The organism is Microtetraspora malaysiensis, from assembly GCF_050947145.1.
Lineage (GTDB): Bacteria > Actinomycetota > Actinomycetes > Streptosporangiales > Streptosporangiaceae > Microtetraspora_A > Microtetraspora_A malaysiensis.
On sequence record NZ_CP191998.1, the window covers coordinates 5,446,520 to 5,472,422 of the forward strand.

Sequence of the window (25,903 nt, forward strand, 5' to 3'; positions counted from 1 at the left end):
CTTCAGGTTCGCTTTAGGTGGACTCGTCCATGCTTCAGGCATGCGTGTGCTGTTGGTGGAGGACGAGCGGCGGCTGGCCGAACTCGTGAAAAGTGGTCTGGCCAGTGAGGGCTTCGCCGTCGACATCGCGCTCGACGGCACCGAAGGCCTGTGGCTCGCCACGGAGAACACCTACGACGCGATCATTCTCGACGTCATGCTGCCGCGCATGAACGGATACGCCCTCTGCCGCCGCCTGCGCGAGGCCGAAAACTGGACGCCGATCATGATGCTGACCGCGAAGGACGGCGAGTACGACGAGGCCGAGGCGCTCGACACGGGAGCGGACGACTTCCTGTCCAAGCCGTTCTCCTACGTGGTGCTGCTCGCCCGGCTGCGCGCGCTCGTACGGCGGGGCGGCAGGGAGCGGCCGGTCGCGTTGACGGTGGGCGACCTCGTGATCGATCCGGCCGGGATGAAGTGCCGTCGCGGTGGCACCGAGATCGCGCTCACTCCCAAGGAGTTCGCCGTGCTGCATGGCCTCGCCCGGCGAGCCGGCGAGGTGGTCTCCAAGGCGGAGCTCCTCGAACAGGCCTGGGACTTCACATATGCGGGCGATCCCAGCATCGTCGAGGTCTACGTCAGCGCGCTCCGGCGGAAGATCGACGCTCCCTTCGGCCGCTCGTCCCTGGTGACCGTGCGCGGTGCCGGCTACCGGCTGGACGGGCGGCTCTGATGCGCCGACGAGCCGGATGGGCGGCCCGAATGCGGGTGCACCCGCCCGCGCGCTGGTCGGTACGGGTGCGCGCCACGATCGCGGCCACCCTCATCGTGGCCGTCGCCCTCGGCGGGGCGTCGGCCGTACTGGGGACAGTGCTGCACGACAACCTCCGACAGAGCGCGCAAGAGGACGCCGCGCGGCGAGCCGCGACGGTAGCCGACACCCTGTCCGCCGTCTCTCCGGCGGCCACCGCGAGCCCCACGACGCCCGCGACCGAGCGCGGCGCGACGGCCGTCGAGGACCCCGACCTCCAGATCAGCCTCTCGACGGAACCATCGCGAACCAGCTGGGACACGGCCGGCTACGCGGTGGCGAGCGCAGCCGCCGCGACCGGCGACGCCGTCCTGACGGTCACCGCGCGCAGCTCGCTGGAACCGGCGGAGAACGCCCTGCGAACCCTGAACCGCCTGCTGATCTTCGGGGTTCCCGCGTTGCTTCTGCTCGTCGCCGGGATGACGTGGTACGTCATGGGCAGGGCGCTGGTCCCGGTATCCGGGATCCAGGCGAAGCTGGCCGACATCACCGCCCGCGATCTGCATCAGCGGGTCCCGGTGCCGAGCACGCGGGACGAGATCGCGGCGCTCGCCCGGACGGTCAACGCCACCCTGGATCGACTGGAGAACGCCGTCGATCAGCACAAACGGTTCGTCGCGGACGCGGCGCACGAACTACGCAGCCCGATCGCGACGCTGCGCACCCGCCTGGAGCTCGCCGCCCGCGAGGAGCCGGCCGAAGCCCTCGCCGACGTGGAGCGGCTGCAGTCACTCGCGGCCGACCTGCTCCTGCTGGCCCGGCTGGACGCGGGCGAACCTCCCCGCGACGACGAGGTCGACCTCGGACAGGTGGCCGCGGAGGAGTCCCTGCGCCCACGCCCCCGCCGGGAGGTCCGGGTCCGCCTGGCCGTCGAGCCCGACGTCGTGGTCAACGGCTCCCGCGCCCACCTGGCCCGTCTGGTCACCAACCTGGTCGACAACGCCGTACGGCATGCCCGCTCAACCGTCGAGGTGCGCGTCGCGAACGAGGACGGCGTGGCGCTGCTCGAAGTGCGCGACGACGGGCCGGGCATCCCTCCCGAGCATCGCGAGGCGGTGTTCGACCGCTTCACGCGACTCGACTGGGCGCGGGCAAGGGACTCGGGCGGGTCGGGTCTCGGGCTGGCGATCGTGCGGGAGATCGCCCTCCTGCACCGGGGAGTCGTGTCCATCACCGACCGCGGCGCCGGAGCCTGCCTTGTGGTACGGCTCGACCCGGCGCCACAGCCCGGCACCGCGGCCTCGATCCAGAAAAGGGACGAATGACCTCGGCCTCCACCCCGTCCGGCGCGCGCTCCGAAGCCGGATGGGATGCGGCTCAGCCGGTGGGCGAGGTCGCCGTCCCGGCGAGGACTCCGTCCACGCGACGGGGAACGCCGAGAGGGTTGTCGTCGCGCAACTCGGGCGGGAGCAGCCGCTGCGGGGTGTCCTGGTAGGCGATCGGGCGGAGGAACCGCTGCACCGCGGCGGCGCCGACTGAGGTGTGCGCGGAGTCGGTGGCCGCCGGATACGGTCCCGAATGGTTCATCGCCCAGCTCACCGCGACCCCGGTCGGATATCCGTCGCACACCACCCGCCCGGTGCGCCGGGTGACGACGTCGATCACACGGCGCGGGAGATCCTCCTCCCCCTCTCCCATGTGCAGCGTCGCGGTGAGGCTTCCGGGGAGACGGCCGAGCAGGGCGAGGAGTTCTTCTTCTGTGGCGTACTCCACCAGCACGGTCACCGGGCCGAAGCACTCCTCGGTCAGCGCCTCGCCGAACATCGCGCCAGGCACCCTCAGCACGGTGGGCGTCGCCCTTCCGGCGAGGTCTCGTGGTTCGGCTCCGGCCAGGACTTGTACGCCCGGCTGCGCGGCGAGCTCTCGCACGCCTTCGGCGTATGCCGCCAGGATGCTCCTGGTGAGCAGCGTGCCGGTCGGCGCGTCGGCACCGCGTGCGGCGAGCGCCTCCTGCAGCGCCGTCCCGTGCTCGCCCGCAGGAACGAAGGCGAGTCCCGGTTTGGTGCAGAACTGACCCATCCCGAGCGTGAAGGAGCCCAGCAGCCCTTCGGCGATCGACGCGCCGCGTTCCGCGGCCGCGGCCGGAGTGACGACGAGCGGATTGACGCTGCCGAGCTCTCCGAAGAACGGGATGGGCTCCGGGCGGGCGGCGGCCAGGTCGAACAGCGCCCGCCCGCCGCGCACCGAGCCGGTGAATGCGACGGCCGCGATGTGCGGGTCGGTGACCAGCGCCACTCCGGCGGCCTGCCCGTGCACCAGGCTCACCGCGTCGGGAACCCCGGCGCGGACGGCGGCCCTGCGCAGCGCGCCATAGGTCGCCAGCGAGGTCGCCGGGTGGGCCGGGTGGGCCTTCACCACGACGGGGCAGCCGGCCGCCAGCGCGGAGGCGGTGTCGCCGCCCGGAACGCTGAAGGCGAGCGGAAAGTTGCTGGCGCCGAAAACGGCGACCGGGCCGCGCGGGACCATCATCCGCCGCAGGTCCGGACGCGGCGGTACGGCGGCCGGGTCGGGATGGTCGATCACGACCCCGAGGTGGCTTCCCTCGGTGACGACGTCGGCGAGGAACCTGAGCTGGGCGCAGGTGCGGGCGAGCTCCCCGGTGAGCCGGGGCAGGCCCAGCGCGCTCTCCCGGTCGGCGAGCGCCAGGATCGTCTCGCCGTCCTGCTCCAGCTCGGCGGCCATGTCGTGCAACAGCGCCGCCCGGCCTGCGACGCCCAGAGCGGCCAGCGCCGGTACGGCCGCGTCGGCGGCCGCGCAGAGCGCCGCCACCTCGGCCGGCGTGGACTCGGCGCCGATCACCTCGACGGCCTCACCGGTGCGTGCGTCGACGGAGACGACGTCCGGGGTGGCGTGGTTCATCACAGCGTTCCTTCCAGTGACTCCAGCATGGGCGCCAGGCCGCGGACCACGCTGTTGGTCAGGGTTCCGATCTCGCCGATCTCGATCTCTACGACGTCTCCTCCGGCGAGCGTGAAGGGGAGGTCCGGCACCAGGCAGGTGCCGGTCGCCAGCACGGCGCCGTCCGGGAAGACGTCGGCGGCGAACAGATATCCGGCCAGGTCGTCGAGCCGCCGGTTCAGCTGCGAGGTCTCGGCCGTACCGGACCAGGCGACGACGCCATCACGACGGATCGTCATGCGGATCGGCAGCGCGTACGGGTCGGCGACCTCCCACATCGGGCGGATGGCCGGGCCGACCGCGCAGCCACCGAGATAGATCTTGGCCTGAGGAAGATACAGCGGGTTCTCGCCCTCGATGGTGCGTGAGCTCACGTCGTCGCACACCGTGTACCCGACGATCTCGCCGTACGCGTTGAGCACCAGGGCCAGCTCGGGCTCGGGCACGTCGACCGTGGAGTCGGCCCGCACCGCGACCGTGCCGCCGTCGCCGACGACCCGCCAGGCGACGGACTTGAAGAACAGCTCGGGCCGTGCGGCGTCGTACACCCGCTCATAGACGTCCGCGGCGGCGGAGCTCTCGGCCATCCGCGCCTGGCGGGAGCGACGGTAGGTGACGCCGGCGGCCCACACCTCCATCCGGCCCTCCACCGGCGCGAGCGGCTCGGCCGGGCCGTCCGGGGGCTCGGTCATGGCCCGCTCGACGAGTTCCCGCAGGTCGGACAGGCTCAGGCGCAACAGCTCGGCCAGCGGCAGCGGCAGCGGACGGACCAGGCCGTCATCCGCCCGCACCCCCGCCCGGATCTCACCGTCTCTTGCGTAGCGCACGATATGTGTCATCGGTCAGCTCCATGGAAGGGTGTGGCCGGACGGCCGGTGGTTCCGGGTTCCACTGCGAAGATCGACCCGGCCAGCGGCTGGGCGGCCAGCTCGCCGGGGGTGAGCCGGTAGGCGGCGGAGGTCACGTACAGCACGTCACCGCCGGGGCCGCCGAACGCGCAGCTGGTCACCTGGGTGACAGGGAGGCGGACGATCCGATCCAGGACGCCGTCCGGGGTGTAGCGGCGGACCGTTCCATCACCCCACAGCGCCACCCACAGGCAGCCGTCGTCGTCGACCGTCATGCCGTCCGGCATGCCCTCGGCGGGGTCGACGGTCACGACCACGCGGCGCGAACCCAGCTCGCCCGTCGCGGGGTCGAAGTCGTAGGCGTCGACCCGCTGGGTTCCGCTGTCGACGTGGTACATCACGGTCCCGTCAGGGCTCCATCCCAGACCGTTGGACAGCGTGACCCCGGTCAGGACGCGCGCGACGCTCCGGCCGTCGTAGCGGTAGAGGGCGGCGGCGCCGGGTTCGGCCTCGTACGGCATGGTGCCTGCCCAGAGCCGCCCGGACGGGTCGCATTTAGCGTCGTTCATCCGGTTTCCCGGGCGGTCGGCCTCCACCTCGGCGACCATGCGAACATCGCCGGCGGGTGACAGCATCGCCAGTCCGTCGCGTACCGCGAGAATCAGGCCGGCGTCGCCCGCGGGCACCGCCGCGCCGACGTGCATGCCCACGTCCACGACCTGGTCCACGCCGCCGACGGGGTCGAACGTGTGGACCGCGCATCCGGTGACGTCCACCCAGACGAGCCGCCGACGGGCCGCGTCCCAGGCCGGCCCCTCCCCCACGTCCGCGTTGCTCCGCAACACGAGTTCGCCGTCGATTTCGCTGACCATCAGACCTCCTCCTGACCGCACGGGTCGATCGCGACCTTCACGACATCCTGATCGGGGACGGCGAGCAGCGCGGGCACCTCGTCCAGTGACGCCACTCGTACCGGTACGAGGGCCGGGTCGATCACCCCGGAGGCGAGCAGCCGTACTCCGGCGGTGACATCCTCGTCCCAGAGGTGCGCTGCCGTACCGACCAGGCGCTTCTCCTTGAGCACCACGTCGGCGAGCGGCACCGCGGCGTCCCGGCCGGAGAACCCGACGATCACCACGGTGCCGCGGGCCCGGCAGTGCCGGATCGCGTCCGGCAGCAGAGCGGGCAGGCCGGTGCACTCGAACACCGCATCCGCCCCCCTGCCGTCGGTCAGCCGGTCGATCGTGGCGGCCGTCTCCTCCGGCCGGACCGCCACAGCTCCGGCGTGGCGAGCCGCCTCCCGGCGAGAATCGGCGGTCTCGCTCGTCACGACCTGGATCCCGGCGGCCACCGCCACCCGGGTCAGCAGCAGTCCGATGGCGCCCGCGCCGAGTACCAGCACGGTGCCACCGGTCACGTCACCGGCCTTGCGCAGCGCGCGTACCGCGACGGCGGCGGGCTCGGCGAGCACCGCCATCCGCGGCGGGACGTGGTCGGGGACGGGGACGCAGGTGGCCGCGTCGGCGATCATGTACTCGGCCAGCCCCCCGTCGAGGTTGAGGCCGCGTACCGCCTGCCGCGCGCAGACCCCCTCCTGGTGCCTGCGGCACCACCAACACGTGCCGCAGCCGAGCACGACGTCGGGGATGACCCGGGTGCCGACGGGCAGTCGTCCGGCGTCGGTTCCCGGACCGTGCCCGGCGATGACGCCGACCACCTCGTGTCCGAGCGCCAACGGCGCCCGGGTGCCTGTCAGCGGGTGGGGCCGCTCCGTGTCGATGGCGAGCGGCCCGTCGCGGTACTCCTCCACGTCGGTGCCGCAGATTCCGCACAGCTCGACACGGACCAGCACCTCCCCGGCCGCCGGAACGGGGGCGGGCACCTCCTCCACGCGCACGTCTCGGCGCGCGTGCCAGCGGGCCGCTCTCACAGCCGGGACACCCGCCGTTCCACGTCGTCCCGCTCGGCGACCCCGTCGCGCAGGGCGACCCCGTGCCCGGGTGCCCTGCCCGGCCGCACCTGCCCGTCCTGGATCTCCGGCAGGCCGGTGACCAGCTCGTCGTACCAGGTACGCAGGAACGCCCTGACCGTCTCCTGGATGAGCCCGTTCGGCTGGCTGCACACGAAGTGCACGCAGCTCGCCAGGGTGGCCGGGCCGGTGCAGTCGTGCGGGGCGACGGGAACGCCGTAGGCGTCGGCCAGCGAGGCGACCTTGCGCGCCTCGGTCAGCCCGCCGGTCCACTGGATGTCCAGGGTCAGGATGTCGACGCTCCCGGAGTCGAGCAGCGGCTTGAAGCCGCGCCGCCCCACGCAGGTCTCTCCCGTGGCGATCGGCACGCCGTCGACCCTGGCCAACTTGCCGAACGCGTCGGCCGCGTCGGAGCGCAGCGGGTCCTCCACCCAGTACGGCCGGTACGGCGCGAGCGCCGAGATGATCTTTTCGGCGGCGGGCCTGTTCCATAGGCCGTGCAGCTCGATCATCAGTTTCATGTCCATGCCGACCTCGTCGCGGACCGCGGCGACCGTCGAGAGCGCCTTGTCCATCTCGGCCGGGGAGATGTCGGTGCCGCCGGTCCGCTCGGCGGCGATGTCGAAGGGCCAGATCTTCATGCCTCGGATGCCCTCGTCCCACAACTCGCGGGCCAGCCGCGCGGGCTCGTTGAGGAAGGCGTGCAGATCCTCGTAGCGTTCGGCGGCGCTCACCCCCCAGTTGCGGGACTCCTGCCGGGTGGAAGAGCCGACGTAGCCGGGTCCGGCGCACGTGTTGTAGATGCCGATCGTGTCATGCACGGCTCCGCCGAGCAGGTCGACGAGCGGCAGTCCCGAGGTGTGTCCCAGCAGATCCCACAGGGCGATGTCGATCGCACCGTTGCCGCGCGTCTCGGCCCCCGCTCCCTGGAATCCGACATAGGTGGCCAGCGCTCGCGCGGCGCGCTCCGGCGTGGGATCGGTCATCCCGAGCAGGACGGGAGCGACGCTTTCGTGCAGGTAGGCCTCCACCGTACGGGCGCCGAAGAACGCCTCGCCGAGGCCGACCAGTCCGGCATCGGTGTGCAGGCGGACGAACAGCAGGTTGGGCTGGATGGCCGGACGGATTGTCTCAAGAGCAGTGATCTTCATCCAGATCTTCCGAAGGTTGCTGAACTGCGGGGGACACGGGACACGCGGGCGTACCGGTCAGGCGAAACGGGCCTCACGCGTGGCGACCGCCTCGACATTGGCGGCGTCGACGACCTCCGCGCCGGTGTCGTACGTCCTGGCCGGGTAGCCGGGGTCGAACTCCTCGGCGAGCAGGGCCGCGGCGATCCAGCCCTGCGCGTACGGGTTCTGCCCCAGGGAGAAATCGATCGACTTGTCCTTGATGCCGTCCAGGACCGGCTGGATCAGGTCGAAGCCTCCGACGGCGAACTTGCCGACGAGGTTCTTGCTCTTCGCCCAGGTGGACACGTACTGGTGGTCGAAGGCGGCCATCGCCCAGCCGACGATCTCGTCCTTCTTCGAGGTGTACTTGGCGTCGATGGCGGCGACGGCCTTGGACTCGTCGGTGCTGGTGACGAGGACCTCGGTGGTGAAGGAGGTGCCGTTCTCCTTGTTGTACGCCTCGATCCCCTGCTTGATCCCCTGGATGCGCTGCTCGAGGGCGGTGCTGCCGGGCGCGAAGTTGCCGCACACGATGACGCCACCGGACTTGCCGGTGCGGTCCTTGGCGTACTTGGCGATCTCACGGCCGCACGCGTCGCCCGCGTTGACGAAGTTCTGGCCGACGAAGCCGACGCCGAGCTTCTCGTAGCCGTCGCTGGCCACGTTGGACAGGATCACCTTCACGCCGGAGGAGGTCGCCTTCTGGATGTTGGCGTCGAAGGAGGTCTCGTCGATCCGGGTGAAGATCACACCGTCGGGCTTGGCGCTCAGCGCGCTCGCCTGGAGCTCGACGGTCTTCTGGGTGTCCTGCGCGGGCGGGCCGATGAACTGGGTCTGCCATCCCATGATCGCGCCGAAGTCCTCGAAGCCGCGCTGCACCGGGGCGAAGAAGGGGTTCTTGTCGTGCACGACGAAGATCACCTTCTTGCCCTTCTGCGGGCCGTCGGCGGCGCTGCCGCCGGACGAGGCAGCGGCGGCGGACGGCTCCTTCTCGCTGCTGCACGCGGTGGCCAGGATGCCGGCGGTGGCCAGGGATCCGCTGATCAGCAGGCCCCGGCGCGACAGCGGGCTGTTCGTTGCCATGTTCTCTCCTGTTTCGGTTGGGGGGTCAGGCGTTCAGGCCGTGGGCCGAGCGCTTGGCGACGAGGTGGTTGAGCATGACGGCCCCCAGGATCAGCAGGCCGGTGGCGACCTGCTGCCAGTTGCCGTCCACGCCGAAGAGGACGAGCGCGTTGGTGATCACACCGGTGATCACCGCGCCGAGGAACGTGCCGAGCACGCTGCCCGTACCGCCGGCCAGACCGGCGCCGCCCACAACGACCGCGGCGATGACGCTGAGCTCGAAGCCGTTGCCGGTGAGGGGGTTGGCGCTGCCCAGCCAGCCGACCAGGATGATCGAGGCCAGGCCGGTCAGCCCTCCGGTGAGGGCGAAGCACATGACCTTGACGCGGTCGCTGGCGATGCCCGCCCCGGCAGCGGCGGACGGGTTGCCGCCCACGCTGTAGACGTCGTAGCCGAACTTGGTCCTGGCCATGACGAAGGCTCCGATGGCGACCACGGCGGCCATCCACAGCGTCTGCGCGGCGACGTTGGGGAGCGGGCTGCCCGCGAACAGATGGGTGAACGCCTCGTTGCGCGAGCCACGGATGGGCACGCCGTCGGACAGCAGCAGCGCGGCGCCGCGTAGTGCGGCCAGCGCGGCCAGCGTGACCACGAACGAGGGGATCTTGAACCGGGTGGTGATCAGGCCGTTGATCACACCGATCGTCACACCGGTGAGGATGGCCAGCGGGGCCGCGGCCCCGACGGGCACGCCCACCTTCGTCACCAGCCAGGCCAGCTCCACCGCGAGGAATCCGTGCAGCGACCCCACCGACAGGTCGATCTCGCCGACGACGATCAGGAAGGTCATGCCGGTGGCGACGATGCCGAGGATGGCGATCTGCTGGGCGACGGACAGCAGGTTGTCGGCGGCGAGGAAGCCGTCGGCTCCCACGGCGCAGACCAGGAAGATCACCGCGGTCGCGGCCAGCACGCCGAACTCCCTGGCGCCGAGCAGCCTGCGGACCAGGCTTCCACCGGAGTCGTCCACCCGGTAGGCGATCGCGATCTGCTGCTGGATGGTCATGCGAGTTCTCCGGAGGTGTGAGGGGCGCCGTCGTCAGCAGCCGCCGGCGCGTTGCCGAGGATGAGTCCGACGACCTCGGCCGCCGTGGTGGCCGCGACGTCACGCACACCCGACACCAGGCCACCGCGCATGACCACGACCCGGTCGGCGACCTCTAGCACGTGGTCGACGTTGTGCGAGACGACGACGACGGCCTTGCCCTGTTCCCGCAGGTCACGGATCAGCGAGAGCACGTTCTGCTGCTGCTCGGGTCCGAGCGCCGCTGTGGGCTCGTCCAGCAGTACGAGCTCACCACCCTGGTGCACGGCTCTGGCGATGGCGATGCACTGGCGCTGCCCTCCGGACAGCCCGGCCACGGGCATCCGTACGGACGGGATGCGGATGCGCAGGGTGGTGAGCACCTCTCGCGCCTCCGCCCGCATCCTGCGGGTGTCGACCAGGCCGAACCTGCGCGGCTCCTGCCCGAGGAACACGTTGGCGGCGACGCTACGCTGGTCGACCAGGCCGAGGTTCTGGTAAACGACCGCGATGCCGCAGGCCGCGGCGTCACGGGGACTGCGGAAGACCTGCGGACGGCCGGCCATCCGGATCTCTCCTTCGTCGGCCCGGTACGCACCGCAGATCACCTTCATCAGCGTCGACTTACCGGCGCCGTTGTCGCCCATGAGGCCGACCACCTCGCCGGGTTCGACGCTGAAGTCGACGCCGCGCAGGGCCTCGACCCCGCCGAAGCGTTTGCGTACGCCTACGGCCTCGAACAGTGGCATGCTCTCTCCCTTCCGAACCCGCTGGTTGGCTTGACTGGTAAGACCGGTTATGCCAAGCGAGGTTTGTGCTTCGAAGGGCGATTCGTCAACCCCTTCTCACGTCTCGAATCGGCAACGGCCGCTCGGGTCGCGACGACGGGGCCCACGCAGTATGGTGAGCCTGGTCTTACCGGCCTAACCACACCTGAGGAGGTCTCCATGCCGGACCTGGAGGGAAGAAACGCGCTGGTCACAGGGGGCGCCGGCGACATCGGCGCCGCCATGGCCGCCGAGCTGACCCGCCGGGGCGCCCATGTCACGCTGCTCGACGTCAAGTCCCCGGACGAGGCACAGGAGTGGATCACCACGGCGTCCGCGCACGGCGAGGTGGGCTACGTGCGAGCCGACGTACGGGACCGGCCGGCTCTGGACGCGGCGCTGGAGCGACTCGGCAAGCTGGACATCGCGATCGCCAACGCGGGGATCGTCGAATCCGCCCCCTTCCTGGAGATCACCGCCGAGCAGTGGGAGCGCCACCTGGGCATCAATCTCACCGGCACCTTCCACACCGCCCAAGCCGCCGCCCGGCGCATGGTCGCCCAGGGCGGCGGGGGCCGCATCGTCCTGACCGGGTCCTGGGTGGGCACGGTCCCATGGCCGGAGATCGCGGCCTACAGCGCGTCCAAGGCGGGAGTGGCGATGCTGGCCCGCTCGATGGCCAAGGAGCTGGCGCCGCACGGAATCCTGGTCAACGCTCTCGCACCCGGGATCGTGGCCGCGGGCCTGGCCAAGTGGCAGTTCGAGAACGAGCCGGCCTACGCCGCGCGGGCGAGCACGGCGATCCCCCTCGGGGCGCCGCAGACCGCGCAGCAGGTGGCCAAGGCGGCGGCGTTCCTGTGTTCGCCGGACTCCGACTACATCACCGGCACAACGCTGCTGGCCGACGGTGGCTGTTCGTTGTTCAACCAGGAATGATCGGATTTCACCGGAGGGCGCTTGTCCCTCGATCTTGAAGGTAGCGTGGCAGGGATGATGGCAAGCGAAAACGCCTCCGCGCGCGACAGGCGCCCCCCGACCAAGGAGGCCGTGGCCAGGCGGCTCGAGCTGGAACTCCTGTCCGGGCAGCACCCGGCCGGATCGAAGCTTGAGTCGGAACGGGTGCTCTCCCAGCGGTTCGGCGTGAGCCGCCCGATGATCAGGGAGGTGCTCCGGGGGCTGGAGCAGCAGGGCATCATCGAGGTCGTCCCGGGCCGGGGCAGCTTCGTCCGCGACGTGCGGATCACCGACGCGGTCCGCCCGCTCGACGCGCTGTACCGGCAGCGCAAGCCGACCTCACGTGACGTGATCAGCGCCCGGATGATGTTGGAGCGCGAGACGGCCGCGCTCGCCGCCCAGCACGCGACCCCCGAGGACCTGCGTGTCATCGAGGAGATGCTGCTGCGCTTCGACGAGGCTCGCGACCTGGTCTCCCGAGCCAGAGCCGATGTCGCCTTCCACGCCGCGATCGCGGCGGCGTCACACAACCCGGTGATCGAGGCCATGTTCGGCTCGATCGCCACGCTCACCTTCGAGCTCATGCTCCGCAGCCTGGGCGATCCTTCGGTCTCCCGCGAGGGCGTGCCGTACCACCAGGAGATCCTCAGCGCGATCACGGCCCGCGACCCGAAGGCCGCGAGCGACGCCATGGCCGCGCACCTCGATGTGGCGCTGCGTACCTATGGTGACGACCTCGACCAGAGCCTCGACCTGGTCGCCCAGCGGAAGATCGAGCAGCTCATGGACCTGTCCGCGGACTGACCCGGCGTCCCACCCTCGGCTGCGGCCACGTCGTCGACCACCCGTACCGGCCGGCCCAGCCGCCCGGCCGGCTCGCCCGCCCGAACCGTGATCACGTAGAGGATGCGGAGAGACACGAGCCGCGATCCAGCAGTAGGCCAAGCACCCCGCGACGACGTTTGAAGCGGTACACGGTCTTCCGCATTGTTACGGATCTGGCTCTTCATATGTGAGCAATGCTCATATATGGTCGCTGACGCTATGAGAAACCGCTGGTTGTCGCCGATCGCCGTTGTGGTGCTGGCCGCCGTCATCGTGCTGGGGGCGGCTTTCGACCCGTCGGGGCTGGCCGCGCCGTACACGTGGACGGGCGCCGACCTGCTCCCTGTCGCCGGGCTGTGGCAGGTGGCCGCGCCGGCCGTCTATGTGCCGCTGCTGCTGGCGGGCGTCGGGACGCTGGCGTGGGCGGTCGCGCGCGAGCGTGCCCCGCTGCGTACGGCACTGCTGGTGTGGGGCGCGGTGGTGTGGTCGGCGATGGCGGCCAAGCTGATGATGTCGCTGGTGATGGCCTTCGATGATGTGGTCTACCTGGCGTGGTCGACCGGCTTCACCGGCGTCAAGGCGGCGATCTTCGGCCTGCCGGTTCTGGCGGCCACCTGGCTCACGCAGTTCCTCCGCCGCCGCCTCACCTCGAGTTCGGCCTCCCCACCCTCCCCGGGGCCGGGCACCGGACCCGCCACGTCCTCGGGGGCGTTCTCCCCACCGGCTGCGGGGCCGGGCTGGGTGGTGGCGGGGGTGGCCGTGGTCATGGGTGCGTCGGTAGGTGGAGTGTGGTGGGGTGGCTCGCCCGTCGGGTACGCGATCGGCGACTCCCCGCTGGCCCCGGCGCCCGAGGCGGGACCGCTGGGCTGCCTCGCCGCCGTCACCCTGCTGGGCGTGATGACCTGGGCACTGAACCGCCGGCTCGGCGCCACCACCTCGCCGCGGGCCGTCGTGGCCGGGATCTCCGCGCTGGGAGCGGCCGCGACGCTGGGCCTGGTCGAGGTGGCCCTCGGGCTCCCCGGCGACCTCGCGGGCGGCGACACGTTCTGGGCACCGGCGATCATGCTTCGCCTCGCCCCCGCGCTCTCCTTCGGCGCGCTTCTCGCCTTCGCGACGGCAGCCCTCGTCGCGCTCCTCCCCGCCACCCTCCCGGCGCGAAAGGCCGTTCTTGTCCATGCGCGTACGGGCTTCACCGTTTCCGCGGCGACATGGATGGCGGTCGTGGTGGGCGCGGCGGCGCTCGCCGTACCGCTCCTGGAACCCGGAACCGCCACCGCGCAGCCACCACGCACCAAGGGCCTGACGCTCTCAGCCGACCGCAGGATCGTCGACGCCGACGGCAATGAGGTGCTGCTGCGCGGCGTGAACGTCAACCAGCTCGAAGACTACTTCCAGAAATTTCCGGACAAGGCGGTGACGCGACCGCTCACCGAGGCCGACTTCGCCGGCATGGAGCAGATGGGCTTCAACGTCATCCGCCTCGCCCTGTCCTGGTCAGCCCTGGAACCCCGGCCCGGCCACTACGACCCGGCCTACCTCGCCAGGATCTCCTGGGCCGTCGAGACCGCCGCCAAGCACGGCCTGCGCACGGTCATCGACATGCACCAGGACGCCTGGGGCAAGGGCGTCAACGCCGCCCCCGGCACCACCTGCGAGAACGGTTCCCCGATGCACGGCTGGGACGGCGCACCCACCTGGGCCGACCGCTTCGACGGCGCCCCCAAGTGCGAGTTCACCGGACGCGACATCTCTCCCGCCGTCGCCCGCGCCTTCACCAACTTCTACCAGGACAGGGATGGCATCCAGACCCGCCTGGTCGCCGCCTGGGGCATGCTGGCGGAGCGGTTCGCGAGCGAGCCCATGGTCGCCGGATACGACCTGCTGAACGAGCCCGGCTTCGGCGAGGCCCCGCCGATCACCTCCGGCGTCCTGCTCGGCCGCTACTACGACCGAGCGATCAAGGCCATCAGGGCGGGCGAGAAGCGCGGATTCCCGCATCTGATCTTCTTCGAGCCGTCCGTGCTCTGGTCGGGTCTCGGCTTCGAGGTCTCGGTGCCCAAGGACTTCACCGACGACCGGCTGCTCGTCTTCGCCCCTCACCTCTACAACGAGTCGATCACCATCGACCAGGGCACCGGCCTCACCATCACGAGCATCGAGCGCGGCTTCGACCTGGCCAGCCGGGCAGCGAAGTACTACGGCGCGGGGCTCTGGTCGGGAGAGTGGGGGTGGTTCGGCGACGCGGCCTCGGCCCCGATCAGGAAATACACCGACAACGAGGATCGGCACCGAATCGGCGGCGCATTCTGGGTCTGGAAGCAGTCCTGCGGCGACGCCCACGCCGGAGCGGAGGACGAGACCGGCGGCAACCTCATGATCGAGGACTGCGCCACCGGGAAGGACCTGCCCCCGCCCCCCGAATACGTCGCCGAGCTCTCGCGCCCCTACCCCCGCTCCGCCCCCGGCCGCCTGACCGGCCTCACGTCGGACCGGGCGAGCCTCACGGCACAGGGCGAGGGCGCCGGGTGCGGCCTGGACGTCTGGTTCCCCGGCGGCGCCCGGCCGGTCGTCCGCAGTGCCGGACTCACGGGCGTCTCCTCCCGGCAGACACCGGGCGGCTGGCGCATCAACGGCTGCGCCCAGGGCGCCTACACCCTCACGGCCCACCGCTGAGCGGTGTGCCATCTCATGACATTGGTTCCTCGCTGTCAGGCTTGGCGGGCGTAGGACGTGAGGCGATCGGCGAGCACGGTGACGAGGTCGCGCAGTTCATCGGGGCGCTCGATGACGAACGGCCGGTCGAGTGAGGCGAGTACCGCAGGCAACCAGTCGAGCCGCTCCACCCGCAGCTCGACGCGCAGCCAGCGCTCGGTCGCCCGGTCCTCGCCTGCCGCGGGCGCGTACTCCTCCAGGCTGGCGACGCTGGCGGGAAGGTGGGCGCGGATCTGCCCAACCGTCCCGTGGATCCGCAGGGTCACCTCATGCCGGTACTCCGCCGTGGCGAACGCTGACAGCACACGCTGTGCCGGACCGGGACCCACGGGCGTTTCGAATGAGCCGGGCAGGGTCCGCGCGTCTGCGATGCGATCGAGCCGGAAGGTTCGGTCCTCGCCGATCTGGTCGTCCTTGCCCGTGACGTACCACCGGCCCGAATGGGCGACGATCCCGTACGCGTGCAGCGTGCGTTCGCTGCGCCGTCCGTCGCGGTCGGTGTAGCGGATCGAGACCGGTCGTCGGTGGCGCACCGCATCGGCGATGGTGAGCAGGACCTCAGCGTCCGGGGTGTCGAACTCGCCGGGTTGATCCGTGAAGGCGAGAGCCTCCAGGAGTGTGTCGAGCCGACGGGCGATGTGCTTGGGCAGCACCCGCCGGATCTTCGCCGATGCCGTCTCGCTTGCCGTGTGCTCCGTCGTCGTCAACCCTGCTCGGCGGCCGGCGACCAGGCCGAGCAGCACGGCCAGCGCCTCGTCGTCGCTGAGCATGAGCGGAGGCAAGCGGTACCCGGGGGCGAGCCGGTACCCGCCGTAGCGGCCGCGCACCGATTCCACGGGCACGTCCAGGTCGATCAGCTGGTCCACATACCGCCGCACGGTGCGCCCTTCGACGCCGAGCCGGTCGGCGAGTTCGGCCACCGTCCGGGTGCCGCCCGACTGGAGCAGCTCCAGGAGTGTCAGCACGCGGGCGGTCGGTCGAGGCACGTTCGCAGCCTAACGCGGATACAGGACCGATTCTGTCCACTATTTCTCCTAGTCTGCGACGTGCACGCCTCCAGCACAGCCAAGGAGATTCCCATGGACTTCGTCTCGATCCGCATCATTACCAGCGACGTAGCGCGCCTCGTCGAGTTCTACGAGCGAGCCACAGGGGCGCGGGCGACGTGGGCCACCGAGGACTTCGCCGAACTCAAGACCCCCAACGCCACCCTCGCGATCGCCGGCACCCGCACCGTCCCGCTGTTCGCCCCGGGCTCTGCCCGCCCGGCGGACAACCAGAGCGTGATCATCGAGTTCCTCGTCGACGACGTGGACCGCATTCACCAGAACCTGACCGGCTTCGTCACCGACTTCGTCACCGGGCCCACCACGATGCCCTGGGGCAACCGGTCGGTGCTGTTCCGCGACCCCGACGGCAACCTCGTCAACTTCTTCACCCCCGTCACCCCGGCGGCCATCGAAAAGTTCGCACGTTGACGCCACGCGCAGCCGCTCACGCGGGAGCCCTGAGATCCCAGGGCTCCCGAGTCCGAACCGGAGGTTCGGGGCCGCGGGTCACCGAGGCCGGTGCCCCTTCCCTCGACGGCGGGCCGGCGCGGCCCGGCGGCCGGAGCCATTCTGTGCGGATTTCTGTGCCTGCCGCTGTGCGGGCTTCTGCGCCTGCCGCTGTGCCGGCTTTTTCGCCTGCTGCTGTGCCGGTTTCTCCGCAGGGGACTCGGGGGTACGGCCCCGCGAGCTGTTCACTGTCCGGCCGCGGACAATGCCGATGAAATCTTCCACCAGGTCGGTGGTCGCGTCCGTGGGCCAGGCCAGCGCAACCTGAGACTGCGGCGTGTCCAGCACCGGCCGGTAAGTGAGATCTCTGCGGTGGTGGAGGCGGGCCAGCGACTGCGGAACCAGGAGAAGCCCGGCGCCGCTCGCCACCAACTCGACCGCGGCCGCCGTCGTGGCCGGGCGGGTGAACGCGGGCAGCCCGGGCCGGACCGTCCACTCGATGGTGTCGTCCAGAGGGTGGAACACCTCGTCGTCGGTCAGGTCGTCGACGGTCACCTCGTCGGCGGCGGCCACCGCGTGATCCTTGGGCACCACGACCACCGTGGTCTCCACGTAGAGAGGGATCACGCTGAGCCCGTCCCGGTCGACCGGCAGCCGGACGAATCCGGCGTCGGCGCCGCCATCCCGCAGGAGTCCCACCACCTCGGCGGCGGAAACCTCGACCAGAGTGATCGGCACGCCGGGCATTCTCTCGGTCCAGATGTTGACCCATTTCGCGGGCGTCACCCCGGGCACGTACGCCAGCCGGAACACCCTGCCGGTCTCCCCATCAGTCACTTCCCCAGGGTACCGATGTCAGGGGAACCCGTTCCGACTGACTACGCTTGGCACCATGACCTCGCCCAAACCGAAGAGCATCCAGACGATGAAGCCCGCGACCGCGGCCAAGAAGCTGGGTGTCCTCCTCTCGGCCACTCCCGCCGAGTTCCAGACGGGTGTCGTCTCCAGGGACGAGCTGAACGCGTTGCAGGCGACCCCACCCGCCTGGCTCGTCGATCTGCGCCGCAACGGCCCGCACCCCAAGCATGTCGTCGCCGCGAAGCTCAGGGTCTCCATTTCCGGCCTGGCCAGAGGCGGGATCACCGGACCGCTCACCACCGCTGAGATCGACGCGCTGAAGGCGGAGAACCCGGCGTGGCTGGAGCGCGAGCGGTCCATCCAGGCCGAGGTCCGCAAAGAAGAACTCCGCCTCAAGCAGGGCTAGTCTCCCCCGCCTGAAATCCGCCGACGATGTCGTGCGAGGGATTCGAGGATCTGCGTCGCGGTCTTCTTCCACCCGCACGGCCGGGGGTTGTCGTACCACTGGGCGATCCAGTCCCGGGTGTCCTTCTCCGGGGCTGGCGTGAGTGTCACACCCGGACGATCTCGGGTCCGGCGGCGGCGAGGTCGGCGGCCAGATCCGGGTCGAGCCCGGTATCCGTGAAGACCATGTCGATCTCCGACAGCGTGGCGAAGCGGGCCAGGTAGCTCCCGGTGAACTTCGTATGGTCGGCCAGCAGCACGGCCCGCTGCGCGCAGGCGATCATCGCCCGCTTGATCGCTGCCTCTGCCGGGTCGGGCGTCGTCAGCCCCTTGGCCACCGAGCAGCCGTTCGTCGCCATGAAGGCCACGTCGACGTGCAACTGCGAGAGCTGCTGAAGCGCCCAGTCCTCGACCGTCGCGAGCGTACGGCCCCGCACCCGGCCACCCAGCATGAACACCGTCACATTGGCACGGGTGGCCAGCGCGGTCGCGAGCGGCGGCGAGTTGACGATGACGGTGAGCTCGCGGTCCGGCGGCAGGAGCTGGACCAGGCGGCTCATGGTCGAACCGGCGTCGATGATGATGGCGCCGTCCTGCGGCAACTCGGCCAGCGCCGCTTTGGCGATGCGCTCCTTCTCCTCCGTCATGACCTCGTCCCGTGCGGCGAGAGCGGGCTCGAAGCCAAGCCGCTCGACCGGGATCGCCCCGCCGTGCACCCGCCGCAGCACGCCCGCGCGCTCGAGAACCGTCAGGTCCCGGCGGATCGTCTCCGTCGTCACGCCGAACTGCTCCGCGAGCGTCACCACGTCCACCCGCCCGGCGCCCCGTGCCGCGCGCAGGATCTCCTGCTGCCGTTCCTCGGCGTACATCGTGTGGATTCACCCCCGCTTCTATGGTGTTTTGCAGGTACTTATACCCGAATCTGTGGGATGTCAAGTGATGTCAATATCATCCGGCAAGCGCATGAAGCACACCATCGGCACCACGCCCTTTCCGGGAAAAGCGGTCACCGGCGTATTCGGCGAGTGTCCAGCCGTTCTTGCGTTCCAGGATCGACAGCAATCCCTCGACGCACGACCGCGCGCGAAGCCGTACCTCCCGGCGTTTGAACCGGCCTGCCACCTGCGCGAACGCGTCATCCAGCGGCAGTACACCTGCTCCGCAGGGAAGATCACCAACCTGACACCAGTCACACAGCGCGATCAGTCCATCGTGATCTCCGCAAACGAGATACGCCGCCTCTTCGCCCAACTGACCCGGCCAGCCCCGAGCGAGTGCCACATCAGCAACTGGTCCCGGTGGCGACGGCGACATCAAGCCCAAGCCCATCGATCCCACTACCAGCGACAACGACTCAAAGATCGATAAGTGCTACTGGAGTACCAGGCACGTCGGGGCGCCTCGAATCGGCCTTTCCCTGGTGCACATTGATCATGTGCCATAGCATTTAGCTCATGCGGCTACTTACCGCCATATTCATTACTACCGGCACCGCCTTGCTTCTCGTCGGTGTAATCATGGTTTTCCGGTTCGAGCTCACTGTTCCTGATGTAGGAGAATCGACGTCGGAAGTCCTGAACATTCAGGAAGTCATGGCCGGATTGACCAAGCCCGTCATACTCGTCCTCGCGGGCATGGGCATGATGCTGGGCGGTGTCGCATGCGCAGTCACCGAACGCAAAGGACGGCCTGCGGCGGGTGAGCTGTCCACGCCGTCCCACACTGACGAGAAGGCGTCATGACGACTTCGGCTGCCGATCCGCGGTCATGGTGTCCGTGCCACGCCGGGTTCAGCGCGCAGCCCCATCGAAGGAGACGTTCTTGATCCGGCAGCGGGAGACCGTCGACCAGGACGCCGTCACGCACCAGCGCGTCCGGCTCGTCCGCGCCGAGCACGACGCCTTCCAGCGCCGCCGTGACCAGCTCAGCGCCCCTGACCAGGCCGCAGGGCAAGGTTGAGGTACTCCGCCAAGTCCTCAGCCACGCCCCCCACGTTGAGGAGGGCGCGGGCGGCCTGGGCCTGCCTGGTCGTAGGCAGATACCCGTCGAGGAGGTAGGGGAGGAAGAGCCGCCGCCCCAGTACCTCACGCCACGAGATTCCTGATGGCCTGCGCACCACGGATACGTTGACCCTCAACGCGTGCTCGTTGCCTGGTGGGACGCCGGGCCGGTCGATCTCGATGGCGACGTACCGGAATCCGTTGGCCAGGTCGCAGCCAGTGCAGCCGGCCGGACCCCGGCTCAGTCTGTTGCCGCACTCGGTGCAGGTGAGCCGGTCGTAGGCGGCGTCCACCACCCGCCACAGGTGCCTGTTGGGCTCGTCGATCACCATCTCAGCAACATCGCGCTCATCCAGGGCCGTCAGCGTGCCGAACTCCTGCGTGACGAACTCGCGCCATCCGGATTCGACGATCTCGTCCACGATTCCGGCACATCGCTCGCACTCAGGCGCTCCGGCGGGTTCCCAGTGGTGGCATTTGCCGCACCGCCGCATCCTTGAACGGTACTCGCTGTCTTAAGCCGGACTCCACCCGATTATCGCGCCGTGACAATGTCGTTCAAGCAGCCCGCGAAGTGGCGGACGGACGATTGGTCCCCTCGGCGGTTACCCGTCCGGCGTTTGCCGACGGGCCACTGGACGGGTGCGGCCGATAGACGCGCTCCCTTCCCGGGCGGAGTCAGGCGATGCGAAGCCAGAGCGTACGCGGCCCGCGGACCTGGCCGGTGGGCCAGGTCACCGCCGCCGGATCGGCGAGGCTGAGCGTCGGGATCCGCTCCAGCCAAACCTCCAGGGCCACCCGCACCGGCTGATCCAGGAGTAGCCGCACATCGGTCAGGCACGGGGAGGATTCTCCGGGGTCGGCCGGCCCGAAACCGACCACGAAGACCGGCTCTCCGCGACCATCATCAAGGTGCTTTACCGCCTGGCGATACGGGAAACGTGCCTGGAGTTCGCCGATCGCGGCCGCCCGGGAGGCGGCCGCCGGTCTCGCTCACCAGGACTCCCGCACGGCCCTTCGTGCTTCATCGGGGTCATGTGCCGCCAGGGCGAGCTGGGCGTTGTGCCGGCACTGGTCCGCGGAGTGACGGGCGAGGGCCTCCCGTACGGCGGGCACGCTACGGGCCGACATGGACAGGCTCGTGACGCCGAGCCCGACCAGGACGGTGGCCAGCAGCGGGTCGGCGGCGGCCTCTCCGCAGACTCCCACCGGCTTTCCCGCGGCCCGCCCCGCCTCGGCGCACTGCGCGATCAGGTGGAGGAGGGCCGGCTGCCAGGGGTCGAGGAGGTCGGCGAGGTCGCCGTGCTGGCGGTCCGAGGCGAAGGTGTACTGGCTGAGATCGTTGGTGCCGATGCTCAGAAAGTCCAGCTCGTCGAGCAGGCGACGGGCGTGCAGAGCCGCGGCCGGAACCTCCACCATGCCGCCGACGTTGACAAGTCCCCGCGAACGGGCCCGTCGCGCGAAGTCGGCCGCCTCCCCTGGCGTGGTGACCATGGGCGCCATCACCCACGGCGAGGCGTCACTCGCTGTGGCGGCCTCGGCGATGGCGTCGAGCTGGGCGTCGAGCACCTCCGGCCGGCGACGTGCCACGCGGAGCCCCCGGACGCCCAGCGCCGGGTTGATCTCGTCGGCGAGCCCGAGGAAGGGCAGCGGCTTGTCCGTGCCGGCGTCCAGGGTGCGAATGACGACCTGCGCGCCGGGAAAGGCGTGCAGAACCGCCGCGTACGCGCTGACCTGCTCCTCATGCGTGGGGGCCGTGCGACGGTCGAGAAAGAGGAACTCGGTGCGGAAGAGACCGACGCCCTCCGCGGCCACGCCGCCCTGGGCGTCCGCCACGGATCCGATGTTCAGCAGCAACTTGACCGGATAGCCGTCGGCGGTCCGGCCCGGGCCGCTCGTCCTGCCGAGGCGGTCGCGCTCGGCGAGGGCTCGCCGCTGGATCTCCCCGGCCGCCTCCTCGCCGATGCCGGTGCTGACCTCACCGGTGTCGCCGTCGACGGACACCCACGTCCCGTCGGCGATGCCGGTCGCGCCGGAGCACGCCACCACCGCGGGCAGCCCGAGGGCCCGCGCGAGGATGGCGGTGTGGCTCGTCGGCCCGCCCTTCTCCGTGACCAGGGCGAGCACGGAGCCGGGATCGAGGTTCACGGTGTCGGCGGGCGCGAGATCCTCAGCCGTCAGGATGAACGGGTGCCCCGGAGAAGGGACGCCCGGCATCGGCAGGCCGAGGACGGCCGCGATGGCGCGGTTCCTGATGTCGTCGAGATCGCTCGCGCGTTCCGCGACGTATCCGCCCACCGACACGAGCACCTGGCGATGGTGGGCGCACGCGGCGTCGATGGCGTGCGCGGCGTCCATCCCGGCTCCGACGTACTGGTCGACCGACTCGCGCAGCATGGGGTCGCCCGCCATCACGGCCTGCGCCTCCAGGATGTCGCGCGCCGCCGGATCGGCCGCTTTCGCCGCCCGTCGGGCCAGCTCCTCCGCGGCGTCCTCCAGCCCCCGCACCGCCCGGGTGATCTCTGCGGCTGGGTCCGTGACCGGGACGGGGTTCGGCAGCAGTGGCGGGCCCGCCATCCGGTGCACCCGGCCCGCGGAGCGGCCGGGGCTGATGCCGAGGCCGCGCAACATCTCGGACGGCGTCACGGCCGCCGCTGCCTCCCGCGTCGCCGGGTCTGACGCCGCCGTGGTGGATGCCGTCTCCGGCGACCTCCCCGGCTCCGTGCCGGGCGCCGGCTCAAGCATCGGCCACCTCCTCGACGTCCAGGTCGCGGGCGAGCAGCTCGGCGAGGGACGCCAGCACCTCGTCCGCGCCCGGCCCGTCCGCGTCGAGGGTGACCTCGGTGCCGTGCCTGGCCCCGAGTGACAGCACGGCCAGCATGCTGTTGGCGGGGACCGGCTTGCCGTCACCGACACGAATGCGCACGGCTATCTCCTGCCGCGCCACCGCCTCGACGAAGATCTTGGCGGGGCGCGCGTGCAGACCGGAGCGCGAGGCGACAGCCACTGTCCTTTCTGGCATCTGCGGACTTCCTTTCAGGGCTCGATGGTCACCTTGATCGCGGCGCCGCGGCTCACGATGTCGATGGCGTCCAGGACCTCCGCCAGGGGCAGGCGATGGGTGATCAGGTCGGACACCGGCACCGCGCCCTCGGCGATGAGCTGGAGCGCTCGCGCGTTGTGTGCGGGACTCGACCCGTTGGCGCCGACGATCGTCAGCTCTCGGTAGTGCACCAGGTTGGAGTCGACCTGGATGATCGGGTCGTCCTTGGGCAGGCCCCCGAAGAAGCTGACGCGCCCCTGGCGTGCTGTCATCTGCAGCGCCTGCTGCTGGGCGGCTCCGGAGGCGGCGGCGGTGATGACGACGTCCGCCCCCCTGCCTCCGGTCAGCTTCAGCACTTCGTCCACGACGTCCGTGTCACCGGCGCAGATCGTGGCGTCCGGCCGTACCAGCGCGGCCGCCATCGCGAGCCGGTCGGCGTTGAGGTCGGCGAGGAACACCCTCCCGGCGCCGCGCGACCGGGCCAGCCGTACGTGCAGGCAGCCGATGGGGCCCGCCCCCATGACGACCACGTCGTCGCCCTCGCCGACCCGGGCCAGCTCCTGGCCGTTCAGCACGCAGGCGAGCGGCTCGGCCACCGAGGCCTCGGCGAAACCGAGCTCGTCGGGGATGCGGTTGAGACCTCCCACGGCGAGCACCTTGGCCGGAACGACCATGTACTGGGCGAAACCGCCGTCGTAGTGATAGCCCATCGACTCCTGGTTCGGGCATACCGTCATGTGGCCGCGGCGGCATTCCTCGCACTGGCCGCACGGGATCGCGGCGATCACCTGCACCCGGTCGCCGGGTTCCCACCCGGTCACGCCCTCGCCCACGCCGACGATCTCGCCGGCGATCTCGTGGCCCATGACCCTGGGCGGCCTGATGTGGTGGTGGCCGTGCTTGTAGATCTTGACGTCCGTGCCACACGTCGAGCAGTTGCGGACACGGATCTTCACCTCGCCGGCGCCCGCGACGGGCTCCGCCACATCCTCGATGCGGATGTCGCCGGGAGCGTGGAAACGGGCGACCTTCACTTGGAAGCTTCCTCTCTTGAGGGTTGCAGCAGGTCAACGACGTCGGAGATCTCCGTCGCGTCCCGCAGGGCGCGGGCGCTGTCCGGGTCGAGCAGGATCTGCGCGAGCTCCGACAGGAGCCGCACGTGGCCGTCGCCCCGGGCCGCGATGCCGACGCAGACCGTGACCCGCTCGCCGTTCCAGTCGACTCCGCCGGGGAAGCGCAGCACGCAGATCGCGTCATGGTGGACGGCGTCCTTGGCCACGAGGGTTCCGTGCGGGATGGCCACGCCCTCTCCGACGTAGGTGGAGATCGAGCGCTCTCGCTCGAGCATGGCGCCGATGTAGCTCTCGTCCACGGCGCCCACGTCGGCGAGGGCCTGCCCGCACTGGCGGATCGCGTCATCGCGGCTGTCCGCGACGGCGGTGAGGCGAATGGCCCGCGGATCAAGGGGCAGCGGGGCCATGTCGGCCGAGTCAGCCATCGATGGTGCCGCCGTTCTTGATCGTCGCGACCAGCCTGGTGACCGCCGGGTCACCGATGAAGATCTGGAACGGCACGAGCACCACGCCCGGGGCGCTCGCCCGGGCCCGGTCCGCGAGCCCGACATGGCTCACGATCACGTCGGCGTCCTCCGGGATCGAGTTCACCGGGGTGTGCACCACCTCGACCGGCGTGCCCTTCAGCTGCTTGCGGAGCTGGCTGGCCAGCATCACACTGCTGCCCATCCCCGCATCACAGGCCACGACGAGTTTGCGGACGTCCTTGCTGTCGATGCTGGCCACGGCTTCACGCCTCCTTGGCTGCGGGTACGGTGCGGGATCCTGCCTGACTGTCGCTCTGCGCCGCCTTGTCCGGCTGGTCGCCGTTGGCGCGGCCGAAGCCCAGCAGCGCGGCGGCCACGGCGAAGGACACGGCCGTCGCCACGACGATCCCGGCGATCACGCCGAACCAGCCGCCCTTGGGGGTCACCGCCATGTAGGCGAAGATGCTGCCCGGCGACGGCGTCGCGACCAGGCCGGCCCCGGTGACCAGGAAGGTGAGGATTCCCGACGCACCACCGGCCATCACCGCGAGGATCAGGCGCGGCTTCATCAGCACGTACGGGAAGTAGATCTCGTGGATACCGCCGAGGAAGTGGATGATCATCGCTGCCGGGGTGCTGGGCCGCAGCGACCTCGGGCCGAACAGCAGGTAGGCGATCAGCAGCCCCAGGCCGGGACCGGGGTTGGACTCCAGCATGAACAGGATCGACTTGCCCTGCTTGACCGCCTCGGCCACGCCCAGCGGGCCGAGCACGCCGTGGTTGATCGCGTTGTTGAGGAACAACACCTTGGCCGGCTCGATGATGACCGACGCGATCGGCAGCAGCGAGTGGCTGACGAGCCACTCCACGCCGTTGCCCGCGACCTTGGTGATGTTCTCCACGATCGGGCCGATGGCGAAGACGCCGGCGATCGCCATCGCCGCGCCGATGATGCCGGCGGTGAAGTTGTCGACCAGCATCTCGAAGCCGGCCTTGGTCCGCTCGGCGGTGAACCGGTCGACGTACTTGAGGATGAACGCGGCCAGCGGGCCGATGATCATCGCGCCGAGGAACATGGGGATGTCCACCCCGACGACGACGCCCATCGTGGCGACGGCGCCCACGACAGCGCCGCGCTGCCCATGGACCATCCGCCCACCGGTGTAACCGATCAGCACCGGGAGCAGCACGGTGATGATCGGGCCGACGAGCTCGGCCAACGTCTTGTTGGGCAGCCAGCCGGTGGGGATGAACAGGGCCGTGATCAGGCCCCAGGCGATGAAGGCGCCGATGTTCGGCATGATCATCCCGGCGAGATGGCCGCCGAAGCGCTGAATGGAGGCCCGAATCCCGGTCCCTTGAACCGTGGGGGTGTATGCGGTGGCCAACGTGTACTCCTTCCGGGGCGGACGGCCGCACCGGCCGTCCTGATGGGGGG

General features: G+C 70.4%; 28 protein-coding genes and 2 pseudogenes. 10 read left to right on the top strand and 20 right to left on the bottom strand.

Annotated elements, in window-relative coordinates; translation table 11 throughout:
* The first annotated feature begins 40 nt into the window (after window positions 1-40).
* Both ACQP1V_RS25755 and ACQP1V_RS25760 read left to right on the top strand, forming a co-directional pair.
* A complete protein-coding gene (locus tag ACQP1V_RS25755; protein WP_433412479.1) occupies window positions 41-715 on the top strand; it encodes a response regulator transcription factor in 675 nt (224 codons plus the stop codon).
* Between the two features lie 29 nt (window positions 716-744).
* Window positions 745-2,058, top strand: coding sequence for a sensor histidine kinase (locus ACQP1V_RS25760; RefSeq protein ID WP_433412481.1), 1,314 nt, complete (start codon window positions 745-747; stop codon window positions 2,056-2,058).
* A gap of 52 nt (window positions 2,059-2,110) precedes the next feature.
* Here ACQP1V_RS25760 and ACQP1V_RS25765 read toward each other — a convergent pair whose 3' ends face one another.
* Genes ACQP1V_RS25765 through ACQP1V_RS25800 form a run of 8 tightly spaced genes read right to left on the bottom strand, consistent with a single transcriptional unit; the run spans window position 2,111 to window position 10,575 of the window.
* The gene (locus tag ACQP1V_RS25765) at window positions 2,111-3,652 is read right to left on the bottom strand and encodes an aldehyde dehydrogenase (NADP(+)) (RefSeq protein ID WP_433412483.1); all 1,542 of its coding nucleotides are present in this window, start codon (window positions 3,650-3,652) and stop codon (window positions 2,111-2,113) included.
* Complete coding sequence (locus tag ACQP1V_RS25770; RefSeq protein WP_433412485.1) at window positions 3,652-4,530, bottom strand: fumarylacetoacetate hydrolase family protein; 879 nt, start codon at window positions 4,528-4,530, stop codon at window positions 3,652-3,654. The genes ACQP1V_RS25765 and ACQP1V_RS25770 overlap by 1 nt, the downstream gene beginning before the upstream one ends.
* Entirely contained in the window at window positions 4,527-5,411 is an 885-nt protein-coding gene (locus ACQP1V_RS25775) for an SMP-30/gluconolactonase/LRE family protein (RefSeq protein WP_387416662.1), read from the bottom strand. Before ACQP1V_RS25775 ends, ACQP1V_RS25770 begins: the two co-directional genes overlap by 4 nt.
* The gene (locus tag ACQP1V_RS25780) at window positions 5,411-6,469 is read right to left on the bottom strand and encodes an alcohol dehydrogenase catalytic domain-containing protein (protein ID WP_433412488.1); all 1,059 of its coding nucleotides are present in this window, start codon (window positions 6,467-6,469) and stop codon (window positions 5,411-5,413) included. Before ACQP1V_RS25780 ends, ACQP1V_RS25775 begins: the two co-directional genes overlap by 1 nt.
* Window positions 6,466-7,659, bottom strand: a complete 1,194-nt coding sequence (locus ACQP1V_RS25785) for a mandelate racemase/muconate lactonizing enzyme family protein (protein WP_387416664.1) — start codon at window positions 7,657-7,659, stop codon at window positions 6,466-6,468. Before ACQP1V_RS25785 ends, ACQP1V_RS25780 begins: the two co-directional genes overlap by 4 nt.
* Before the next feature lie 57 nt (window positions 7,660-7,716).
* The gene (locus ACQP1V_RS25790) at window positions 7,717-8,763 is read right to left on the bottom strand and encodes a substrate-binding domain-containing protein (protein ID WP_433412490.1); all 1,047 of its coding nucleotides are present in this window, start codon (window positions 8,761-8,763) and stop codon (window positions 7,717-7,719) included.
* A 25-nt stretch (window positions 8,764-8,788) separates the two neighbouring features.
* On the bottom strand, window positions 8,789-9,808 hold the full coding sequence (locus tag ACQP1V_RS25795; protein ID WP_433412492.1) for an ABC transporter permease: 1,020 nt from the start codon (window positions 9,806-9,808) through the stop codon (window positions 8,789-8,791).
* Window positions 9,805-10,575 carry an ATP-binding cassette domain-containing protein gene (locus tag ACQP1V_RS25800; protein ID WP_433412494.1) on the bottom strand — a complete coding sequence of 257 codons (771 nt, stop codon included), beginning with the start codon at window positions 10,573-10,575 and terminating at the stop codon, window positions 9,805-9,807. Before ACQP1V_RS25800 ends, ACQP1V_RS25795 begins: the two co-directional genes overlap by 4 nt.
* Window positions 10,576-10,773: 198 nt before the next feature.
* On the opposite strand from ACQP1V_RS25800, the gene ACQP1V_RS25805 reads away from it, so the two are divergent.
* The 3 genes from ACQP1V_RS25805 (at window position 10,774) to ACQP1V_RS25815 (ending at window position 15,045) form a co-directional block, all read left to right on the top strand.
* Window positions 10,774-11,529, top strand: a complete 756-nt coding sequence (locus tag ACQP1V_RS25805; protein ID WP_387416668.1) for an SDR family NAD(P)-dependent oxidoreductase — start codon at window positions 10,774-10,776, stop codon at window positions 11,527-11,529.
* A gap of 54 nt (window positions 11,530-11,583) precedes the next feature.
* Window positions 11,584-12,351 carry a FadR/GntR family transcriptional regulator gene (locus ACQP1V_RS25810; protein ID WP_433412496.1) on the top strand — a complete coding sequence of 256 codons (768 nt, stop codon included), beginning with the start codon at window positions 11,584-11,586 and terminating at the stop codon, window positions 12,349-12,351.
* Between the two features lie 240 nt (window positions 12,352-12,591).
* Window positions 12,592-15,045, top strand: coding sequence for a glycoside hydrolase family 5 protein (locus ACQP1V_RS25815; protein WP_433412498.1), 2,454 nt, complete (start codon window positions 12,592-12,594; stop codon window positions 15,043-15,045).
* 35 nt (window positions 15,046-15,080) lie between these two features.
* Here ACQP1V_RS25815 and ACQP1V_RS25820 read toward each other — a convergent pair whose 3' ends face one another.
* Complete coding sequence (locus ACQP1V_RS25820; protein WP_433412500.1) at window positions 15,081-16,070, bottom strand: helix-turn-helix transcriptional regulator; 990 nt, start codon at window positions 16,068-16,070, stop codon at window positions 15,081-15,083.
* A gap of 93 nt (window positions 16,071-16,163) precedes the next feature.
* Between ACQP1V_RS25820 and ACQP1V_RS25825 the strand changes: the two genes are divergently transcribed.
* The gene (locus tag ACQP1V_RS25825; protein WP_433412502.1) at window positions 16,164-16,562 is read left to right on the top strand and encodes a VOC family protein; all 399 of its coding nucleotides are present in this window, start codon (window positions 16,164-16,166) and stop codon (window positions 16,560-16,562) included.
* A gap of 78 nt (window positions 16,563-16,640) precedes the next feature.
* Here the strand turns inward: ACQP1V_RS25825 and ACQP1V_RS25830 are convergent, their stop codons facing one another.
* A complete protein-coding gene (locus ACQP1V_RS25830; protein WP_433412504.1) occupies window positions 16,641-17,417 on the bottom strand; it encodes a LysR substrate-binding domain-containing protein in 777 nt (258 codons plus the stop codon).
* A gap of 55 nt (window positions 17,418-17,472) precedes the next feature.
* On the opposite strand from ACQP1V_RS25830, the gene ACQP1V_RS25835 reads away from it, so the two are divergent.
* Window positions 17,473-17,844, top strand: coding sequence for a DUF5997 family protein (locus ACQP1V_RS25835; protein WP_387416674.1), 372 nt, complete (start codon window positions 17,473-17,475; stop codon window positions 17,842-17,844).
* Window positions 17,845-17,989: 145 nt separating this feature from the next.
* On the opposite strand, the gene ACQP1V_RS25840 is transcribed toward ACQP1V_RS25835, so the two are convergent.
* On the bottom strand, window positions 17,990-18,751 hold the full coding sequence (locus ACQP1V_RS25840) for a DeoR/GlpR family DNA-binding transcription regulator (protein WP_387416676.1): 762 nt from the start codon (window positions 18,749-18,751) through the stop codon (window positions 17,990-17,992).
* A 136-nt stretch (window positions 18,752-18,887) separates the two neighbouring features.
* A pseudogene (locus tag ACQP1V_RS25845) lies at window positions 18,888-19,031 on the bottom strand (IS701 family transposase); the annotation flags it as partial.
* 51 nt (window positions 19,032-19,082) lie between these two features.
* Here ACQP1V_RS25845 and ACQP1V_RS25850 point away from each other — a divergent pair.
* From ACQP1V_RS25850 to ACQP1V_RS25860, 3 genes and pseudogenes are all read left to right on the top strand, one after another.
* A pseudogene (locus tag ACQP1V_RS25850) lies at window positions 19,083-19,250 on the top strand (IS701 family transposase); the annotation flags it as partial.
* Between the two features lie 86 nt (window positions 19,251-19,336).
* Window positions 19,337-19,624, top strand: coding sequence for a hypothetical protein (locus tag ACQP1V_RS25855; protein WP_433412507.1), 288 nt, complete (start codon window positions 19,337-19,339; stop codon window positions 19,622-19,624).
* Between the two features lie 79 nt (window positions 19,625-19,703).
* Window positions 19,704-19,841, top strand: coding sequence for a hypothetical protein (locus ACQP1V_RS25860; protein WP_433412509.1), 138 nt, complete (start codon window positions 19,704-19,706; stop codon window positions 19,839-19,841).
* Here the strand turns inward: ACQP1V_RS25860 and ACQP1V_RS25865 are convergent.
* The 8 genes from ACQP1V_RS25865 to mtlA form a co-directional block, all read right to left on the bottom strand.
* Window positions 19,807-20,304 (bottom strand): hypothetical protein, encoded by a 498-nt coding sequence (locus ACQP1V_RS25865; RefSeq protein ID WP_433412511.1) that lies wholly within the window; start codon window positions 20,302-20,304, stop codon window positions 19,807-19,809. The genes ACQP1V_RS25860 and ACQP1V_RS25865 overlap by 35 nt on opposite strands.
* Window positions 20,305-20,560: 256 nt before the next feature.
* Window positions 20,561-20,764 (bottom strand): hypothetical protein, encoded by a 204-nt coding sequence (locus ACQP1V_RS25870; RefSeq protein ID WP_433412513.1) that lies wholly within the window; start codon window positions 20,762-20,764, stop codon window positions 20,561-20,563.
* Between the two features lie 111 nt (window positions 20,765-20,875).
* On the bottom strand, window positions 20,876-22,513 hold the full coding sequence (gene ptsP, locus ACQP1V_RS25875; protein WP_433425941.1) for a phosphoenolpyruvate--protein phosphotransferase: 1,638 nt from the start codon (window positions 22,511-22,513) through the stop codon (window positions 20,876-20,878).
* Window positions 22,514-22,619: 106 nt separating this feature from the next.
* Window positions 22,620-22,904 carry an HPr family phosphocarrier protein gene (locus ACQP1V_RS25880; protein ID WP_433412515.1) on the bottom strand — a complete coding sequence of 95 codons (285 nt, stop codon included), beginning with the start codon at window positions 22,902-22,904 and terminating at the stop codon, window positions 22,620-22,622.
* Between the two features lie 14 nt (window positions 22,905-22,918).
* A complete protein-coding gene (locus ACQP1V_RS25885) occupies window positions 22,919-23,959 on the bottom strand; it encodes a zinc-dependent dehydrogenase (protein WP_433412517.1) in 1,041 nt (346 codons plus the stop codon).
* Window positions 23,956-24,423, bottom strand: coding sequence for a PTS sugar transporter subunit IIA (locus tag ACQP1V_RS25890; RefSeq protein WP_387416684.1), 468 nt, complete (start codon window positions 24,421-24,423; stop codon window positions 23,956-23,958). The genes ACQP1V_RS25885 and ACQP1V_RS25890 overlap by 4 nt, the downstream gene beginning before the upstream one ends.
* Complete coding sequence (locus ACQP1V_RS25895) at window positions 24,416-24,724, bottom strand: PTS lactose transporter subunit IIB (RefSeq protein WP_387416685.1); 309 nt, start codon at window positions 24,722-24,724, stop codon at window positions 24,416-24,418. The genes ACQP1V_RS25890 and ACQP1V_RS25895 overlap by 8 nt, the downstream gene beginning before the upstream one ends.
* A 4-nt stretch (window positions 24,725-24,728) precedes the next feature.
* Complete coding sequence (gene mtlA / locus ACQP1V_RS25900; protein ID WP_433412520.1) at window positions 24,729-25,853, bottom strand: mannitol-specific PTS transporter subunit IIC; 1,125 nt, start codon at window positions 25,851-25,853, stop codon at window positions 24,729-24,731.
* Between the last annotated feature and the right edge of the window lie 50 nt (window positions 25,854-25,903).